At 39.0% G+C, this 16,463-nt stretch carries 16 protein-coding genes and 1 pseudogene; 9 read left to right on the top strand and 8 right to left on the bottom strand.

Annotated features, from left to right (window positions below; all coding sequences use genetic code 11):
* Positions 1 to 260 (top strand): annotated as a pseudogene (locus V2H77_RS03155) (hypothetical protein); the annotation flags it as partial.
* Between the two features lie 13 nt (positions 261 to 273).
* Here V2H77_RS03155 and V2H77_RS03150 read toward each other — a convergent pair.
* Positions 274 to 1,233 (bottom strand): ComEC/Rec2 family competence protein, encoded by a 960-nt coding sequence (locus V2H77_RS03150; RefSeq protein WP_341497646.1) that lies wholly within the window; start codon positions 1,231 to 1,233, stop codon positions 274 to 276.
* Between the two features lie 152 nt (positions 1,234 to 1,385).
* Here V2H77_RS03150 and V2H77_RS03145 point away from each other — a divergent pair, with 152 nt between their 5' ends.
* From V2H77_RS03145 to V2H77_RS03135, 3 genes are all read left to right on the top strand, one after another.
* Complete coding sequence (locus V2H77_RS03145) at positions 1,386 to 2,063, top strand: type II secretion system protein GspD (protein ID WP_341497645.1); 678 nt, start codon at positions 1,386 to 1,388, stop codon at positions 2,061 to 2,063.
* A gap of 186 nt (positions 2,064 to 2,249) precedes the next feature.
* Positions 2,250 to 2,603 (top strand): hypothetical protein, encoded by a 354-nt coding sequence (locus V2H77_RS03140; RefSeq protein WP_341497644.1) that lies wholly within the window; start codon positions 2,250 to 2,252, stop codon positions 2,601 to 2,603.
* 172 nt (positions 2,604 to 2,775) lie between these two features.
* Positions 2,776 to 3,072: a hypothetical protein gene (locus V2H77_RS03135; RefSeq protein WP_341497643.1), complete on the top strand. Its 297-nt coding sequence runs from the start codon at positions 2,776 to 2,778 to the stop codon at positions 3,070 to 3,072.
* Positions 3,073 to 3,502: 430 nt separating this feature from the next.
* Here V2H77_RS03135 and V2H77_RS03130 read toward each other — a convergent pair whose 3' ends face one another.
* Together V2H77_RS03130 and V2H77_RS03125 are read right to left on the bottom strand one after the other, a co-directional pair.
* Positions 3,503 to 3,916 (bottom strand): hypothetical protein, encoded by a 414-nt coding sequence (locus tag V2H77_RS03130; protein ID WP_341497642.1) that lies wholly within the window; start codon positions 3,914 to 3,916, stop codon positions 3,503 to 3,505.
* A gap of 2 nt (positions 3,917 to 3,918) precedes the next feature.
* Complete coding sequence (locus tag V2H77_RS03125) at positions 3,919 to 4,617, bottom strand: HNH endonuclease signature motif containing protein (protein ID WP_341497641.1); 699 nt, start codon at positions 4,615 to 4,617, stop codon at positions 3,919 to 3,921.
* A gap of 803 nt (positions 4,618 to 5,420) precedes the next feature.
* Here V2H77_RS03125 and V2H77_RS03115 point away from each other — a divergent pair.
* The 4 genes from V2H77_RS03115 to V2H77_RS03100 all read left to right on the top strand — a co-directional run bounded on the left by V2H77_RS03115 (position 5,421) and on the right by V2H77_RS03100 (position 10,224).
* Positions 5,421 to 7,388, top strand: a complete 1,968-nt coding sequence (locus tag V2H77_RS03115; protein WP_341497640.1) for a PTS mannitol transporter subunit IICBA — start codon at positions 5,421 to 5,423, stop codon at positions 7,386 to 7,388.
* A 2-nt stretch (positions 7,389 to 7,390) separates the two neighbouring features.
* Entirely contained in the window at positions 7,391 to 8,551 is a 1,161-nt protein-coding gene (locus V2H77_RS03110; protein WP_341497639.1) for a mannitol-1-phosphate 5-dehydrogenase, read from the top strand.
* 87 nt (positions 8,552 to 8,638) lie between these two features.
* Complete coding sequence (locus V2H77_RS03105; protein WP_341497638.1) at positions 8,639 to 9,181, top strand: MltR family transcriptional regulator; 543 nt, start codon at positions 8,639 to 8,641, stop codon at positions 9,179 to 9,181.
* A gap of 761 nt (positions 9,182 to 9,942) precedes the next feature.
* Complete coding sequence (locus V2H77_RS03100) at positions 9,943 to 10,224, top strand: hypothetical protein (RefSeq protein ID WP_341497637.1); 282 nt, start codon at positions 9,943 to 9,945, stop codon at positions 10,222 to 10,224.
* A gap of 134 nt (positions 10,225 to 10,358) precedes the next feature.
* On the opposite strand, the gene V2H77_RS03095 is transcribed toward V2H77_RS03100, so the two are convergent.
* Together V2H77_RS03095 and V2H77_RS03090 are read right to left on the bottom strand one after the other, a co-directional pair.
* Positions 10,359 to 11,120, bottom strand: a complete 762-nt coding sequence (locus tag V2H77_RS03095; protein ID WP_341497636.1) for a DUF4184 family protein — start codon at positions 11,118 to 11,120, stop codon at positions 10,359 to 10,361.
* Positions 11,121 to 11,243: 123 nt separating this feature from the next.
* Entirely contained in the window at positions 11,244 to 12,425 is a 1,182-nt protein-coding gene (locus V2H77_RS03090; RefSeq protein ID WP_341497635.1) for a DmpA family aminopeptidase, read from the bottom strand.
* A 576-nt stretch (positions 12,426 to 13,001) separates the two neighbouring features.
* Between V2H77_RS03090 and aac(3) the strand changes: the two genes are divergently transcribed.
* A complete protein-coding gene (gene aac(3), locus V2H77_RS03085; RefSeq protein WP_341497634.1) occupies positions 13,002 to 13,832 on the top strand; it encodes an aminoglycoside 3-N-acetyltransferase in 831 nt (276 codons plus the stop codon).
* A 20-nt stretch (positions 13,833 to 13,852) separates the two neighbouring features.
* On the opposite strand, the gene V2H77_RS03080 is transcribed toward aac(3), so the two are convergent.
* The 3 genes from V2H77_RS03080 to V2H77_RS03070 all read right to left on the bottom strand — a co-directional run bounded on the left by V2H77_RS03080 (position 13,853) and on the right by V2H77_RS03070 (position 16,278).
* Positions 13,853 to 14,302: a cytidine deaminase gene (locus tag V2H77_RS03080; protein WP_341497633.1), complete on the bottom strand. Its 450-nt coding sequence runs from the start codon at positions 14,300 to 14,302 to the stop codon at positions 13,853 to 13,855.
* Between the two features lie 201 nt (positions 14,303 to 14,503).
* Positions 14,504 to 15,835, bottom strand: a complete 1,332-nt coding sequence (locus V2H77_RS03075) for an aspartate aminotransferase family protein (protein ID WP_341497632.1) — start codon at positions 15,833 to 15,835, stop codon at positions 14,504 to 14,506.
* Between the two features lie 239 nt (positions 15,836 to 16,074).
* Positions 16,075 to 16,278: a hypothetical protein gene (locus tag V2H77_RS03070; RefSeq protein WP_341497631.1), complete on the bottom strand. Its 204-nt coding sequence runs from the start codon at positions 16,276 to 16,278 to the stop codon at positions 16,075 to 16,077.
* Positions 16,279 to 16,463 lie beyond the last annotated feature (185 nt).

Below are 16,463 nucleotides of genomic sequence, written 5' to 3'. Positions count from 1 at the left end.
ATTATAAAGATTATATTAATGCTGAAAAAGATGATCCTAAAATAGAAATTTTAGCTGAAATAAATAATATGTATAGGTCATTTTATGCACTGTTTTTGATTTTAAATATCACTAATATTATATATAGCTATATGCACGAAAATATTAACGTATTAATAACTACTTTCCTTGTTATATCGTTTTTCATATATGCTTTTTCATACAAAAAACAAACAGGATTTATTGTAGGTAGAGTTAAAAATAGTATCGCGTCAAATTAATGACGCGATACTTTTATTTTTTTGGTTTATATATTTCCGATTTATAACTTTTTCTTTGATTATCTTCATGTTTACGTAATTCTTTGAATTTTTTAGGCTGAAGATCTTTAATTATCGCCTCTTCTTCATTGTTTTTATTTACTTTTTTGTCGTAAACCTTGTATCTACCATAATGACTTCCTGTAGATTCTATGATTACATCTTGAGATTTTGTTGTATATAATTTTATATCTAAATTATGAAGTAAATTTCTAACATTTTGGGTTGGATGACCGTATTGATTAGAATGGTTACTACTACATACTGCTACTGATGGTTCTATTTTTTCCAATAAGTCTTTTGTAAGAATGTCACTATGACCTCCATGATGAGGTAAAATGATGACATCAACCTCTTCAATGAGTGAACTATTTTTTAATAATGTTGCTATTTCTGCAGATTCAACATCACCTAGACTTAAGACATTAAACATTCCAGAACGAAAAAACTTAACTATTGAATTATCATTTGCTTTTGCAGTATATTTTTTAGGATGAAAAATAATATTTTTATAGCTATATTTACTACCAGATTTTAAGCTTTTTACATATTCAGGATTAACTTTTATTATCAGAGAGGATTGGACGTGTGTTTGTTTTTTGTAATTTTCAATTAACTCTAGGCATTTTCTGCTGTTTTCATTATCAGCATCGTATCCAGGGTATTCTAATTTTCTAGGTTTGAGATTGTCCAAAATCCACTCTAGCTCACTTGCCGTACAATGATCTTGATCCCAACTAGTTATGTGTAACAATGAAATAGTTTTATGATGAAACAATTTCATTTCTTCTTCAATTCTTGCTCTTATGTTTTCTGGTGCTCTAGCTTCAATCAAAACAAATTCTTTGTCAGTAGCGTAAGAAAAGCATGAACCCGCATTAGACATGGTATATGCTCTAAATCTTGTTCTGATTCCTTTTAATTCGTCACTCATTCTAATTCCTTAATTAAATTATGGTTTCTTTACATTAAGGTCATATGGGGCTACTAAATGAAATTTTCAAGGGGATAAAAGAAAAACCCCCGTGCTGTACTACGGGGGTAGTCTCAGGATAACTACAGGCTTTCAGCTAACATCAGCGTCTTTTGCCACAGATTGACACGATAACAGAAGAAGTGATCGTGTCGGCGTATGTGTTTGAAGTGCAGACAACGGAGCGCAATGGTTCAGGATTAGCCTTAGCAGCCAAATTAATCTCCGGAAAATTAAACATCGGGATAGGCTCAGAAAGTGGTTTTGATAACTTTGTTCGCTTTAGTACAGGGTCATTAGATGCTTTTTATGAGTTATTCCGGACAGACAGCCGTTTTCATGTTGTCAGTTCACCACGGTTACGGGTCAGAAACGGGGCAAAAGCATCGTTTTCTGTCGGCTCTGATGTGCCGGTGTTTGGGCAAATCAGCTATTCCGATAACAAACCGATTCAATCCATTGAGTATCGCTCAAGCGGTATCATTTTAAGCGTTCAGCCTAAAATCAGACAGCATTTAATCGAATTAAGCATTGACCAGAAATTATCCAATTTTGCCAAAACAGATACCGGTGTGAATAACAGTCCGACGCTGATTAAACGGCAGGTGAATACCGAAGTGAACCTTGCTGACGGCGATATTATTTTACTGGGCGGTCTGGCAGAAAATAAGGTGTCCGAAGCTGAAACCGGCTTTTCATTCTTACCGAAAAACTGGTTCACCGGTACGTCAGATGAAGACAGTAAAACAGACATTTTAATCATGTTGCAAGTCAAAAAAGTGAGCCGGTGAGTGTGTCCGGCGTACCGCAGCATTGCGAGGAACGCCGGACACATTTACCGGGACTGAATGGATATGAAAAATGAATAACTGGCTGGATAACGGAGAAATTTATGAGTAAAAATATTACGCCGGATATGCTGAATGATGAGGGTATTCGTTCAGCATTAGAATTACTACAAGAGCAGGTAAATCGTTATGATGCAGGTAAATCGTTATGATAATGATTCAAAAAGAAAATCTATCATGACAGGTGAAAATATCAGTTCACATCTGATGCCCGTTTACTACATTAGTGAATTTAAAAAATTATCGAAAAAACTTAAAACACGGCAATATAATCTTCAATTAGCGGCAATTGTGCTGATGTTACATTTGCCAGAAATTACGCAGTTATCACTGATTAAAAATGCTGAATTACAGTTTAAGTTATTGCGGGACTCAACGGCTGAAACACTCAATATCAAGCAATTAGAGAGCTTAATAAAGCAGGTCGAAAGCATTGCGTCCACAATAAAGGCTGACAATGATAATGCCCGTCAGGGCATGTAAGACGACACGCAGCAGTATCATGTTACGCTGTCACTAATTCGCCGATAAATCGGGGGGATTTATCGAGTAGCACGAAACATTACTTCGTGCTGCCTGACGGGGTTATTTTTAGCTATCTTAAAGCAACGTATAAGTTTGACGGTCGGAGACAAAAGAAAGGAACAGCAACACCATGAAAAGAAAATTGATAAAACGGAATAAGCAATTTTTATCTGGTTTACTGATTCGGGCAAGGCTAAATGATTTACCTTTGCCTATAGTGATTGACTTGTTGAACCAAAAGTCTGAGCTGAACATGGCTTCACGTAAAAAATTGACAGAAGATTGGTCACAAGCTGAATTCGGTGATGGGTTTGTTTCAGTGCCACAAATTACCAATTCAGGGCACATTGTTTGTCGTCGTATGTTTTTGGATAAAGCCGATTTACCGCAAGAGTATCAAAACCGCTGGATAGACTTTATTTTCTGATTTTAGCGCCTAAATGAACCAACACGATTAATCAGCCAAAACAGCTGGATTTCTCCATTTCATACTTAGATTCGCCTAATGTATATTATGTTAAATAAAGTTCATGGGGCAATAACTTCATGAACCTAGGTCGCCTCGCCGTCTACAGATACAATGAGTTATTTTTTGTATGTCACAAATCATAGTGGATTTTTTGACTATGCCAATTAACAAGGCCCTACCTACTGTTATAAACGATAAATCATTCTGCTCATCTTGAGAAAGCATTGTTACATCTAACTTTGGTATTTTTTCCATCAATAGAGATTTGCAAAGTATAGCAAAATGACATGATTCTAACGAGCAATCGCGGTGAAGAATAAGCACATCCACATCATTGGGAGTTTCACCTGATTGGAAATATGATCCAAAGCCATATACCCTTATGCAATCATCCATCTTTCGATTTCCTTTCGATATCTTCTTTTTGTTCCTTAGTTAAATATTCCCAATAATTCCTTCGGTTAATTGCCGCCATGAACTCACCAATTTTAAAGAGCCCAACGCCTTGCTCCATACAAAACATCTTTGCCGCCAGTGAATAATCACACCAGTTAGAATTTATAATTACAGCATCCAGTTTACCCAACTTATCAACAGATTCATGATACTCTGCAACACCGAAGGCATAGCATTCGCAGATGAAAACATTTAGTATTCGTCCATCTGATAAGCGAATACGATATAGCCCGTTGTCGATATATTTCATATTTGAGACTTTATCATGAGTCTTCATTCGCGTTTCAAAGAAATGATAGTTTTTGTAATAGCTCATCCAGGGGAAAAATTCGTTATGTGCGCTCATGCTTACTCCTCAAAAATGAATGCTTCAAAATCAGTGGGGAATCTCATTACAGCTTTGTAAGGTATTTCATCATTTACCCAACATTCATAACTTTTTACATGGGAAAGAAATCGAGTAATTACTGGGTAGTATTTTCTGCTAAATAAATTTTTATTACAAATGATTAGTTTTTCAATTGCCCTATTACTAGGGACAATTGTAGCTAGCCTCTCTCTAAGCCAAATGGCATGTAACTCATCGCTGTGAGGCTCTTTTCTTGCGTTTTCAGATAAAGGACCATATTGCTTCCATGTCTGGTAGTTTTGAGCCAACAACATCGCTATTGCATTTTTCAAATCATCAATATTAGCTATTTTTTCATTTTCTGTTACATGAGAGATATAAGATTCATGTGCTTTTTTCATATTTAATAGCACTTCAACTGTATATTTTTGCTCATTTTCAGGTTTGTCAATAAGGGTATGGTGATTTGGACAAAGAAGAATTAAATTCTCGTAGCCATCTCTTTGCTTATCTATTTGTTCCGCATCATAACGATTTGAACCTAGATGTTTGCCTTTTATATGAGCCATTTCCCCTATTGTATAAGGAGCTAAATGAGCTGCTTGTTCCACACTTAATTTTTCATTGCAATCAGTAAAAGAACAGCGCCCAGCCGCGTTTGACCACAATAATTTGATTGATTTTCCCGTGATCGCCATCTTGTTCCTTGAGTCAGTTGCTTACACTGGACAATATCATAACTGATGCTCTTATTTTGCCCAAATACATGATTTTTGATCAATAAATTTATTGAAAAACTCATACCCGTTTTTGTTGCCAGCGATTTGCAGTCCTTGAATTAGACAAATGTGCATAGGTCATCTAATAATGGGAGCTATGATTATCTCTTAGCAACCAAACTGAAATTAAAATGAAGATTGGCCGTACTTGAACAGATGAGCGGCATTCGTACTGAAGTTAAAGATCCAATGTTAGATTTTATATGCTTGCAGCAGCCAAGAGCGAGTTTGAGCTATTTCAGCAACAGCAGCTTGTGATAAACGTAAAGAAAACTTTGGTCTTTAAGCTTTCGTAGGTTTGCTCCACATAGTTTGGGAGCAAACCTGTGTTCTATTTGGTTCAATTTATTCAACAGGGGCAAATGTTAAGGCTCCATGAAATACTATTGCCCTCCTCTCCTTCTGATTTTGGATAAAGATATTTTGTGATCTAATTCTCTATTTAGGAAAAATGCCCACTAAATAAAAAGTGATTTAGTTCACGTTATTTTTATTTTTAGCTTAATATTTGAGCGTATTGATTTTTCTGCCTGAGTAAAATGTGATCTGAGCGATATAAATAAGGGATGAAGAAGAGAAAATTGGTGATATTAATCACAAAAGAACCCGTGGTACGCATCCGAAAAAAGGCGTGATAAAGTGAAGGTGTTCAACAATCAACAGGCGTTATTTGGCGATAACGTCTACCAAACCTTATCTTTCTCGTACCACGAGGTTTTGTCATGGTAACATCAAATATCAAGTTAAAGGTACAGAATTTTGGGCGCTTTCTCAGTAACATGGTCATGCCCAACCTCAGTGCTTTTATTGCGTGGGGGCTTCTCTCTGCCCTATTCATCCCGACTGGCTGGTACCCAAATGAAACGCTGGCGCAACTTGTCGGTCCTATGATTACCTATCTACTCCCCTTGCTAATCGGCTATACAGGAGGCCGACTGGTCGGTGGCGAACGTGGTGGTATCGTTGGCGCTATCACAACCATTGGGGTCATTGCCGGTGCAAATATCCCTATGTTTATGGGCGCTATGATCACCGGCCCATTAGGGGGTTTTGCCATCCGTCATTTTGACCGCCGGGTGGAAGGTAAAGTCAAAAGCGGTTTTGAAATGCTGCTGAATAACTTTTCATCAGGCATTATCGGGATGCTCCTTGCAATACTTTCCTATCTGGCAATCGGTCCTCTGATCGCTGAGATATCAAAAGTTCTGGCTGCCGGTGTGAATGTAATAGTCACATATAATCTGCTGCCACTGACATCTATCGTTGTCGAACCAGCAAAAATCCTGTTCCTCAACAACGCAATCAACCACGGTATTTTCTCTCCCTTGGGGATTCATCAGGCAACTGAAACGGGAGCCTCTATCTTCTTCTTGATTGAAGCAAATCCCGGGCCGGGGTTAGGTGTGTTGCTGGCTTACATATTCTTTGGCCGAGGGAATGCCCAACATACTGCTTCCGGGGCGGCCATCATTCATTTCTTTGGCGGTATTCATGAAATCTACTTCCCGTATATATTAATGAATCCTCGCTTGCTGATTGCATTGATCCTTGGTGGCATGACAGGCGTTTTCGTCATGGGGGTATTCCATGCTGGACTGATTTCCCCGACATCTCCTGGCTCCATCTTTGCTGTACTGCTGATGACGCCGAAATCCTCTTTTATTGGCGTGATTCTTTCAGTGTGTAGTGCAACACTGGTCTCATTTCTGGTATCAGCCATTTTGTTAAAGAGAACCCGCATCGGTGATGAAGACGCTTTGAGCCATGCGACTCAGCGAGTACGTGGGATGAAAGCGCCCAATTTGGCGAATAAACAGAGGAAAGCCGTTCTGGCAGACAGCCATAATAAAAATTTATCCCAAGTGAAAAAAATTGTGGTTGCCTGTGACGCAGGTATGGGGTCAAGCGCTATGGGCGCGGGTTTACTGGCGAAAAAAGTGCATGATGCGGGGTTGGCTGACGTTTCTGTTACCAACATGGCGATAAATGATCTGAAAGATGATGTGGATATCGTAGTAACGCATCGGGATTTGACCGACAGGGCAAAAATCTTTGCGCCGGGCGCCATTCATATCTCACTGGCCCATTTTCTGAACAGTCAGACATATAGCGACCTTGTTACCCGCCTGATAGCAGAAAAGCACCCGAATGCGGCAAACGATGGCCGGATGGCGCACCAGTTTATCGCTGCTGCCAACGATGAATATTATGATCCTGAAAATCAGGAAGAGTCGCTATTTACACTGAATGAGAACCATATTTACCTCAATCTGACTGCACAGACCAAAGAAGAAGCGATCCGTTTTGCTGGCAACAAGATGGTGGAAGGCGGTTATGTCGAACCGGATTATGTGGATGCGATGCTGGCAAGAGAAAAGTTAACGTCTACCTATCTGGGGGAATCTATCGCCGTTCCTCACGGCACGATTGACTCTAAAGACCGGGTGCTTAAAACCGGCATTGTGATTTGTCAGTATCCGGCCGGTGTTCAATTTGGCGAAGAACCTGACGAAATCGCCTGTCTGGTGATAGGTATTGCTGCTCGTAGCAATGAGCATATTGAAGTCATTGCCCACATTACTCGCACGCTCGATGAAGACGGCGTGATTGAGCGCCTGAGCAAAACGCAGAGTGTTCAAGAAGCGCTGGAAATCTTATCAGGGAAAGTGCAGTTTAAGCAGAGAGGTTAATCATGAAAGTGATTCATTTTGGCGCCGGTAATATTGGTCGGGGCTTTATCGGTAAACTCTTGGCTGATGCTAATTCAGATATGACATTTGCTGATATCGACCAGCCGCTGGTTGACCAGTTGGCACATAAGCAGTGCTATCAGGTTCATATTGTGGGCAAAGAACATCGCGTTGAAAGCGTGCGACAAGTTAATGCCATCAATAGCACTGATCCGAAAACAGTGGAATATATTGCACGGGCTGACATGGTGACAACCGCCGTCGGCCCGCAGGTATTGGAGAGAATTGCCGCAACATTGGCAAAAGGCATCATACTGCGCAAAGAAATAGGTAATGACCAACCTTTGAACATTATTGCCTGTGAAAATATGGTTCGTGGAACCAGTCAGTTGAAACAGCATGTACTGGTAGTTATTCCACAGGCAGATCATAAATGGGTACAATTGCATATCGGTTTTGTGGATTCAGCCGTAGACAGAATCGTGCCGCCGACAGATGCCGCCAACGATGAGTCTTTGGATGTCACTGTTGAAACATTCAGTGAGTGGATTGTTGACCGGACACAATTCAAAGGGGAAATTCCAGCTATCAACGGCATGGAACTGACCGATAACTTGATGGCATTCGTGGAGCGTAAACTATTTACCCTTAATACCGGTCATGCCATCACGGCTTATTTGGGACAACTCTTCGGTCACAAGACGATTTGTGCAGCAATTAATGATCCTCAGATTCGTACTATTGTTAAAGGAGCAATGGAAGAAAGCGGACGAGTGTTAATCAGGCGTTATAGCTTCTCCCCTGATAGCCATGCGCAATATATAGAAAAGATACTGAATCGCTTTGCTAACTCCTATTTACAGGATGATGTAGAACGCGTCGGGCGTCAGCCAATGCGTAAACTCAGCCCAGAGGACAGGTTAATTAAGCCGTTATCAGGGACTCTGGCATATTATTCGGCGAATGATAACCTGATTACAGGCATTGCTGCGGCTTTGCATTTCAGGAGTGATTCTGATCCGCAGGCTGTAGAAATGAGCAGGATAATTAACGAGCAAGGTATAAAACAGGCAGTTCACCGTATTTGCCGACTGGATGTCCAGTTTCCTATTATTGAGCGTATATGCAGTGAATATCAGCGTTTAGGGGCATTTATTCGGTGAACCCGGTAATCAATTTCTACACTATGAGCTGTTAAAATTCACTTCATGGCTACAGGGAACAACGTCGCTGTGAAGTGAAAAATCATCATGGAAAATAGACAAAAAACAGAAAACCAGCTCCTCGAACGGCTCAACAAGCGAACCGAGGTTAAGCCATTTATTCAGGAAGTGATCCGCCTGATAACGGGAGCTATTGACCAATTGATGCTAAAAGTTTTCCGTAAAGATGACTATGCCGTGAAATATGCGGTTGAACCGCTCCTCCAGGGAGATGGCCCATTGGGCGAACTGGCAGTCAGACTTAAATTGGTTTATGCGCTTGGCGCTATTTCCCGTGAAATCTATGAAGACATCGAACTTTTTCTGGCTTTAAATGCAACGTTACAACAAGAACAGCAGCGCTATGAATTTACGGATGATGAAATTCTCGGTCCAGTCAGGATGCTGCACTGCATGGGGGTTTTACCTGAAATGATGCGCTTTGACCAGCCTGAGGATGTGATTGATCAGCAATTGATTGATTTACAAAAGTACCGATATAAACAAATGGTGCGTTCTTCTTTGGTGCTGGCGGTTACGTCATTAGTTGCCGAAATTTTGGATACGGGGGAGATTGGAATAGGAGTCTGAAGATGGGTATTTTTTTGAGGCTCATGTTTGATGATTAACCTTTAAAGTAAATTTATTTTTATATGAAAATATAAAGAGTGAATTTATTATGAAAAATAAAAATGATGTTTCTTGAGAATCACGAATGTTTTTATTGGGCAGTCACATAATTATGATGAGAGTACTTGTTCAGGAATATTACAATTAATATATATAGCAATTGAAGGCAATAATTATAAAAAGAATTTTTTATCATAATTATTATGAAAAATAATGAGGGAAAATGTTTTCTGTTCGTCATATTAAGGCCATCCTGAGTCAGTATAGTTGACATTATTATCAGAAAATTCATCCAGCGTGAGTGAGTAAAATATAAACGCATTTCTTTTTGTCTCAATTATCAGTGCCCACTTTCCATTATTCAAGATACCCCTATATTGCTACATTTATAGATTTCAACCCCTATTAATATGTGAGGTAAATCATAAATTCCAGAGAGGTTAAATATACTGGCATTAAAGATAGTTTCATGGAAAACTATAGGAAAACAAATTATCATTATATATTAGATTTGCCCTTTTTGATTTCTGGTACTATGATGATAAATGGAATCTAGGTTTCCAATCTAATCCAACCTAGGATTAAAAATATAAGCAGTTTTTGAATCTTAAAATTGTAACATCATCGATGTGGTGATTTAGATTTTGCATACATTATCACATATGATCTTGTAAATAATATGTCTAAATATGTAAATTCTGAAACTATTTAAGGAGGGTTTTATGCTCAAGAAATTATTAACAGTTGGGGCATTAGCAACAACATTAATTGGAGGGATTGGGACTGCATCGGCAGGGCTTTGTAATTCTCAGGAACCACAATATATTAATGAAGGTAAATATTATAGATATGTTGTTAATCCTTATGATAATTTTGCTAATGTATTCACAGAGAATACTAAATTTGGAATGATGACATGGTATTTTAAAATGCGTATTGGACCTTGCGAATTTCACACTGGATATAATGCTTTCCAAGCTTACTATGAAGGTAGATTAAATTAAAGGTTTTTTAAGAATACAAATAAACCCCGTTAAAAATAACGGGGTTTTTGCTTTTATCATGAATAATAATATTTCTTGGTTTTCCTTTATTGGTTACGTTGTTTAAATCAATCTATCTAAATACCAATGGGTTTTTATTGAACAAATTTAGCCTTTGAAGAAGAATGTTTTATCCATAACGCAATAAATACCAGAATAATAAAAAAGGCTGATACAGACAGAGTAAGTTCCTTAAAAATAAACCTGCTTATATTTATCCCTGATACTTCCCAGGATAAAAATAATGCTACAGGGCATGTTAAAAAACCTGAGATAAACCCAATACCAATCAGATAGTAAAGTTTTCTTTTGTTCTTTTTTTGAATAATAGGAGTCAATTTTTTCTGATATCGCCAGTACTTCATGGTCAGGTATAATAATCCTAATAATGTACTGAGATGCTGTAGGATTTTATATATACTTATCCCCTGCCCGTTGGTAATGGAATGAAAAACGCGGAACTGTAATAGAGGAATTAGTTCGACAAAAAAACCGTTATCGTGTGTGAATGCATCCCAGATAATATGGGTTATCGCTCCTATAAATAACGACAGTACAAAAACAACTCTGTCCTTATAGCCCTGTTTTTCATAACGGGCAAAGGGTATTGGGAAAAGGACGGATAAAGGATACGACAATAAGTGTACAATTAAAAATATCAATAGACATAAAGGAAATGCGGTATAAAACCATCCGGGTAAGTGATGCGCAGTGGTTGCAATATCATATAACCCAACAGAGTAAAAGAAATCAGGAGATAAACTACCCATAATTAGCGCAGGCAAATTCAATAATCTCCCTCCCGGAAGACTTTTCAAAGGAAAAACAGCTGCTGGATGTGAAAATGTCCACGGCATTACGAAAAATCCTGAAACAAATGTTAAAGTAGTTACCGACTTCGATTTTAGATTTAGAACCTTTAATCAAATTCGGTAACTCGTTTCTTTTTTAAATCTAAGCGTCAGATTGGGTCTGAGCTATTACATTTCAGGTGATACTAAGACATTATGTTTTTTTAATATCTCTTTCACTCTATCTTTAGGAATAGAAAACGAAGTATTGCCATTTCTCCCAACCATTTTTTTGGCGGCGATCATAGCGTTAATTATTGCTTCTTCTGTTGCGTTTATTGTTGCTTCATACAAAGGATCTAGTTTGTCATTTGCTAGCATTTTTATTGTTCTTATATCCTTTCTAGAGAAAGCATCACTATTTGCGGTCGAAAATGCAATAAATATCTCACCGCTCGTATTCCTGGCTACCCCACCTACTTTTGCCAGCCCCAGAGATACTCTTTTAGCTATTTTTTCTAATTGGTGAGGCGCTAATGGCGCATCTGTGGCTACCACTGCTATTATAGAACCGGCATCCTTTATCTTTTTCTTATCTCCATGATATATCGGGTTGAGATCCTTTATTTCCTTACCAACCGGAATCCCAGAAATAATCAGGTCATCCCGATCGCCAAAATTGCCTTGAACAAGAACGCCAACAGTATATCCTCCATCTTTCTTATCTAGAATTCTTGATGAAGTACCTGTGCCTCCTTTAAATTTAAAAAGGTTCATTCCAGTTCCGCCGCCGACATTACCCTCTTCTATCGCGCCTGATTTAGCGCTATTCAACGCATGATATACATGTTCTTTTTTTACATGCATACCGTTTATATCATTCAATATTCCATCCCACGTTTCTGCAACTACAGGTAATAACCAAAATAAATCATCTTTTAGTGGTGATGTTAGATTATTATCAATCATCCAGCTAATTGTTGAGTCTCTAACAACACCAACACTGTGAGTGTTGGTTATTAATATTGGCGTTTCCAGGAAACCACTTTCTTTGACCCATTGATTGCCGGTCATATCTCCATTGCCATTTAAAGAGAATGTACTAGAAAATACCGGGCTGAATTTCTTTCCTCTTGGCAATATAGCTGTTACGCCTGTTCTGATTGGGCCTTTTCCAACCTCTAGCTTTCCATCGCCTTCTATTATGGTTGAATAGCCAACTTCTACACCGCTAACATCTGTAATCGCATTATATTTCCCAGTTACGCCAGAGAAAGGAATGCCTAAATCCCTTGCTCTAATCTCATTGGCTAAAGCATTAGAAGCTATTACTGTTGATACAGATAAAATTATAATATTTAATATTTTCATATGGTATTAACTATTCTCTATAAATTTAGCACTAAATTAATAACCCTATAAATAAAACGATGGCATCCACATTGTACCTATCAACTTGTCAATGATGCGCAATTCATTTTCTCTGGGTTTGTGGGAATTAAACATTAGCGTTTCACTCCCAATATGGTAAGTCTCCTGAGTGATCAATACCAATGGTTTTGACGATTTAGTGCGAAAATTATGATCAATCACGTAAATGCAACAATTTTTGATCTAATATCTGCTCAAAAAATGGTATCGATAACATGGTTGTTTACGTGAAAGAGTTATTCACCCAGAAGCAGTTACGTTCAAACTACCTGAAAATGTCAGTTTTGCCGAAAGTGCAATGGTTGATATTGTTCGTAACCTATAAATTTAAAGACAGCGTTTAAGCTTACGAACAAGCCGCAAAGGGGCGTCCGACAGATATCAAGATTATGTTGGAAATGGAGCTTTGATAAATTTTACGAAACCGTTAATATGCCAAAATACTGACGGTTTATTATTAAAAAAGAGCTCAATTCCCCATATTAAAAATGCGGAATATATATTATAGGTGTATACATGTTAACAATTGGCAATGATAGATTTTGGACAAAAAACCTATTGAAGCAACAACTATCCAATTTAGGATTACATAAGAATGATGATGTTATGGTACATGCGAGTATACGTAATCTAGGTACTTGTATAAACGGCCCCGATGATGTTATTGCTGCCATATTAGAAACCATTGGTTCAAGCGGAACATTACTGTCCTATGTTAATTGGAATCAGAATTATGAAGATGCTGTAGATGAAAATGGATATTTATCTGAAAAAATCAAAGTCGATATTACCCCTTTTGATGCTAAATTTAGCCGAGCCAGCTCAGACCACGGGATATTAGCGGAATTTATCCGCACGTATCCGGGTTCATTGAGAAGTGGTAATCCCGGCGCATCCGTCTCAGCTATTGGCAAAAGAGCTAAATGGTATACGGATAATCATTCCTTGCAGTACGGTTATGGCGATAACTCTCCTTTCGCCAAATTAGTGGAACAAAAAGGCAAAATATTAATGCTTGGCGCTCCTTACGACACCATGAGCTTATTACATCATGCTGAACATTTAGCCAATATACCGAATAAAAAAATCCGTCATATGCCTGTACCTTTCTTAAAAGACGGTTCGGTAATTTGGGAGATGATTGAAGAGTTTGATACTGTCGCACCTGTTTCGCAAAATTTACCGGAAGGGTATTTTGCAACGATTGTTACTGATTTTATTTCAGCTTACCCAGAAATTATCGGCCTATCTGTTGTCGGAAATGCAAAAGCTTTGCTTGTACCAGCGGCTGAAATTCTGCCTTTTGCTGTACATTGGATTGAGTCATATTCAGGGTCATATAGTTAATACCACCGTTGGCCCATTATTCAGGTTTTCGGCTCATTTGTTATATCTCGCTGATACTTAGCAGGAAGTAAGCTCATGATTGGACACTTCACGTAGTTGTGTTTCTCGTCTTGGATCAGCGCCATCGCCTGGGGCGCATAGTCAGAAATCAGTTCTCGGCACATACCACATGGGGACACGATACTAACCTCTCCGTCACGAGAATGGTAAACAGCTACTATCGTGTCGATATCGGCAGAACCGTACTCCGTCACAGCACGCCCAAGAGCAATAGCTTCTGCGCAAACTGCGATACGACCGACATTTGCTTCAAGATGTACACCCGTCACAATTTCGCCAGAGCGCAGACGCAGTGCGGCGCCCACAACATGCCAATCCGGTTTATATCGAGATATTATCGCAGCCTTTGCCGCTTCAATTAGGGAAACATCTTTTTCTTCAAGAGCGACGTTTTTGTTGTTCGGAATCATTATTATTTCTCACATTATTAATATAGAAATCATCAATACCATGATTTATAAATACCATGATCATAGTAACGCTCACCTATTAAGTGAGCGTTAATTTTTGTGTCAGTTATAAAGTCACGTCTTCCGTCTGTAATATCCTTATTCATCACATAGACTTTCTATAACCGTACATTGATACCCTTCTATGTTCCATCCCTTTCCTTAGTCAATGTAATGCAATACTTCCCCAACGGCGTCAAAAAGACGATCCAAATCGGCTCGTTCAGCATTGAACATAGGCCCAAATTGCAGTGTATCGCCGCCAAAGCGTACATAAAAACCGGCGTTCCAAAGCATCATGCTGGCATCGAAAGGACGTATAGCGGCATCGCCGTCACGGGCAGCCAACTCAATTGCCCCTATCAAGCCACAGTTGCGGACGTCAGTCACGTTTGGACAATTTCCGAGAGAATGAAGGGCCATTTCGAAATGAGGAGCAAGTTCAGCAGAGCGCTGGATAAGATTATCTTTGTGCAGCAGGTCCAAGGTTGCTAACCCGGCGGCACAGGCTACCGGATGCGCCGAATAGGTATAACCATGACTAAACTCTACAAGGTGTTCTGGTAGCGGCTGAGACATAAAGGCTTCATAAATTTCACTGTTTGCTACTACGCCTCCTAAGGGAATAGCGCCATTGGTGATTTGTTTGGCAAAGTTAAGAATATCTGGCGTCACACCAAAATACTCAGCAGCGGTCCAGCATCCCATACGACCAAAGCCGGTAATAACTTCGTCAAAAATCAACAAAATATTATGTTGATCGCAAATTTCACGCAGACGCTGTAGATACCCTTTGGGCGGAATAATCGCACCAGCGGAACCGGCCACAGGCTCGACAATGACCGCCGCGATATTGGAGGCATCGTGCAGTTCGATCAACTTGAGCATCTCGTTAGCCAATTCCACGCCGCCAGTTTCTGCCATACCTGGCGTAAATGCCATATTGGCCTGTAGCGTATGGGATAAGTGATCTACGTCCATCAACTGTCCGAACATTTTGCGATTGCTACCAATTCCCCCCAAACTAGTACCTGCAATATTGACACCATGATAACCACGTGCACGGCCAATCAGTTTGGTTTTTTCGGGCTGGCCTTTCACTCGCCAGTAGGCTTGTGCCATTTTGACTGAGGTGTCTAAAGTTTCAGAACCTGAATTGGTGAAAAAGACGTGATTAAGATTACCAGGGATTAAATTGGCAATTTTTTCTGCTAGTTGAAACGACAAGGGATGACCGAACTGAAAGCCTGGCGAGTAGTCGAGGGTGCTCAATTGAGCAGCGACAGCTTGCTGAATTTCTGTCCGGGTATGACCTGCGCCACAGGTCCAAAGACCGGACAGACTGTCGTAAATCCGGCGTCCTTTATCGTCTTTTAGCCACCGTCCTTCGGCAGCAACGACGAGGCGTGGATCGCGTTGGAAACTTCGGTTGGCAGTGAATGGCATCCAGTGAGATTTTAGGTTTAACGATTCAGAAGAATAGGTTTCGGACATAGTTAAGTTCCTCTCATAAAAGTAAAATTTGAGTTTAGTTCAATCCTCCGGTTTTCGCCAACAATAAATGACTAGCCGTTTCTTCTAGATTACATATAGGTTACGTCGATATAATTTAAGTAAAAATATTTAGCTAAATATTAAAGGTTTTTATCTTTATCCGAAAATTTAATTTATTTTCTGTTGTAGAGTAGAATAGATTGAAATATAGGGCGGAGAAGCCGCCCTATAAGTTATAATTAAGATTTTATAATATTATAATCCGTAATTATATTTACTTTATCTTCATTCGGAATATTTTTAGTTATCTGCAAAATATAATTTTTATTATTTTTTAACATGCCAATTTCTTCATTTCTTTGGGCTTCGATATCAAATTTCAAATTAATACTAGAGTCAACAACATCTATCCCCTGCAATTTAGCACCAAACACGGACTTCACTATTTTCTCCTGTAAGATTGGTAATAACGTCTTGTAAGTAAATCCAGCAATAAAGGTGACAGCTACACCTATTATGTAAAGGGTAGACTCTTCAATGCCGGATATTCTTTTTTTCCGGTCTGGGGGTATTTTAAGCCTAAATTTATTTCAATAAATTCAATTAAATATATACCCGTCATCTTTCA

Origin of the sequence: Photorhabdus sp. P32 (assembly GCF_038085095.1) — a bacterium.
Classification (GTDB): Bacteria; Pseudomonadota; Gammaproteobacteria; order Enterobacterales; family Enterobacteriaceae; genus Photorhabdus; species Photorhabdus luminescens.
Note: the sequence above shows the minus strand (reverse complement) of the source record. Positions and strands in the feature narration are given on the sequence as shown.

What these genes read in the sequence shown, in the direction of transcription:
- V2H77_RS03150 (WP_341497646.1), bottom strand. Translation starts at nt 1,233, where the DNA reads ATGAGTGACGAATTAAAAGGAATCAGAACAAGATTTAGAGCATATACC.
- V2H77_RS03140 (WP_341497644.1), top strand. Translation starts at nt 2,250, where the DNA reads ATGATGCAGGTAAATCGTTATGATAATGATTCAAAAAGAAAATCTATC.
- V2H77_RS03135 (WP_341497643.1), top strand. Translation starts at nt 2,776, where the DNA reads ATGAAAAGAAAATTGATAAAACGGAATAAGCAATTTTTATCTGGTTTA.
- V2H77_RS03130 (WP_341497642.1), bottom strand. Translation starts at nt 3,916, where the DNA reads ATGAGCGCACATAACGAATTTTTCCCCTGGATGAGCTATTACAAAAAC.
- V2H77_RS03125 (WP_341497641.1), bottom strand. Translation starts at nt 4,617, where the DNA reads ATGGCGATCACGGGAAAATCAATCAAATTATTGTGGTCAAACGCGGCT.
- V2H77_RS03115 (WP_341497640.1), top strand. Translation starts at nt 5,421, where the DNA reads ATGGTAACATCAAATATCAAGTTAAAGGTACAGAATTTTGGGCGCTTT.
- V2H77_RS03110 (WP_341497639.1), top strand. Translation starts at nt 7,391, where the DNA reads ATGAAAGTGATTCATTTTGGCGCCGGTAATATTGGTCGGGGCTTTATC.
- V2H77_RS03105 (WP_341497638.1), top strand. Translation starts at nt 8,639, where the DNA reads ATGGAAAATAGACAAAAAACAGAAAACCAGCTCCTCGAACGGCTCAAC.
- V2H77_RS03100 (WP_341497637.1), top strand. Translation starts at nt 9,943, where the DNA reads ATGCTCAAGAAATTATTAACAGTTGGGGCATTAGCAACAACATTAATT.
- V2H77_RS03095 (WP_341497636.1), bottom strand. Translation starts at nt 11,120, where the DNA reads ATGCCGTGGACATTTTCACATCCAGCAGCTGTTTTTCCTTTGAAAAGT.
- V2H77_RS03090 (WP_341497635.1), bottom strand. Translation starts at nt 12,425, where the DNA reads ATGAAAATATTAAATATTATAATTTTATCTGTATCAACAGTAATAGCT.
- V2H77_RS03080 (WP_341497633.1), bottom strand. Translation starts at nt 14,302, where the DNA reads ATGATTCCGAACAACAAAAACGTCGCTCTTGAAGAAAAAGATGTTTCC.
- V2H77_RS03075 (WP_341497632.1), bottom strand. Translation starts at nt 15,835, where the DNA reads ATGTCCGAAACCTATTCTTCTGAATCGTTAAACCTAAAATCTCACTGG.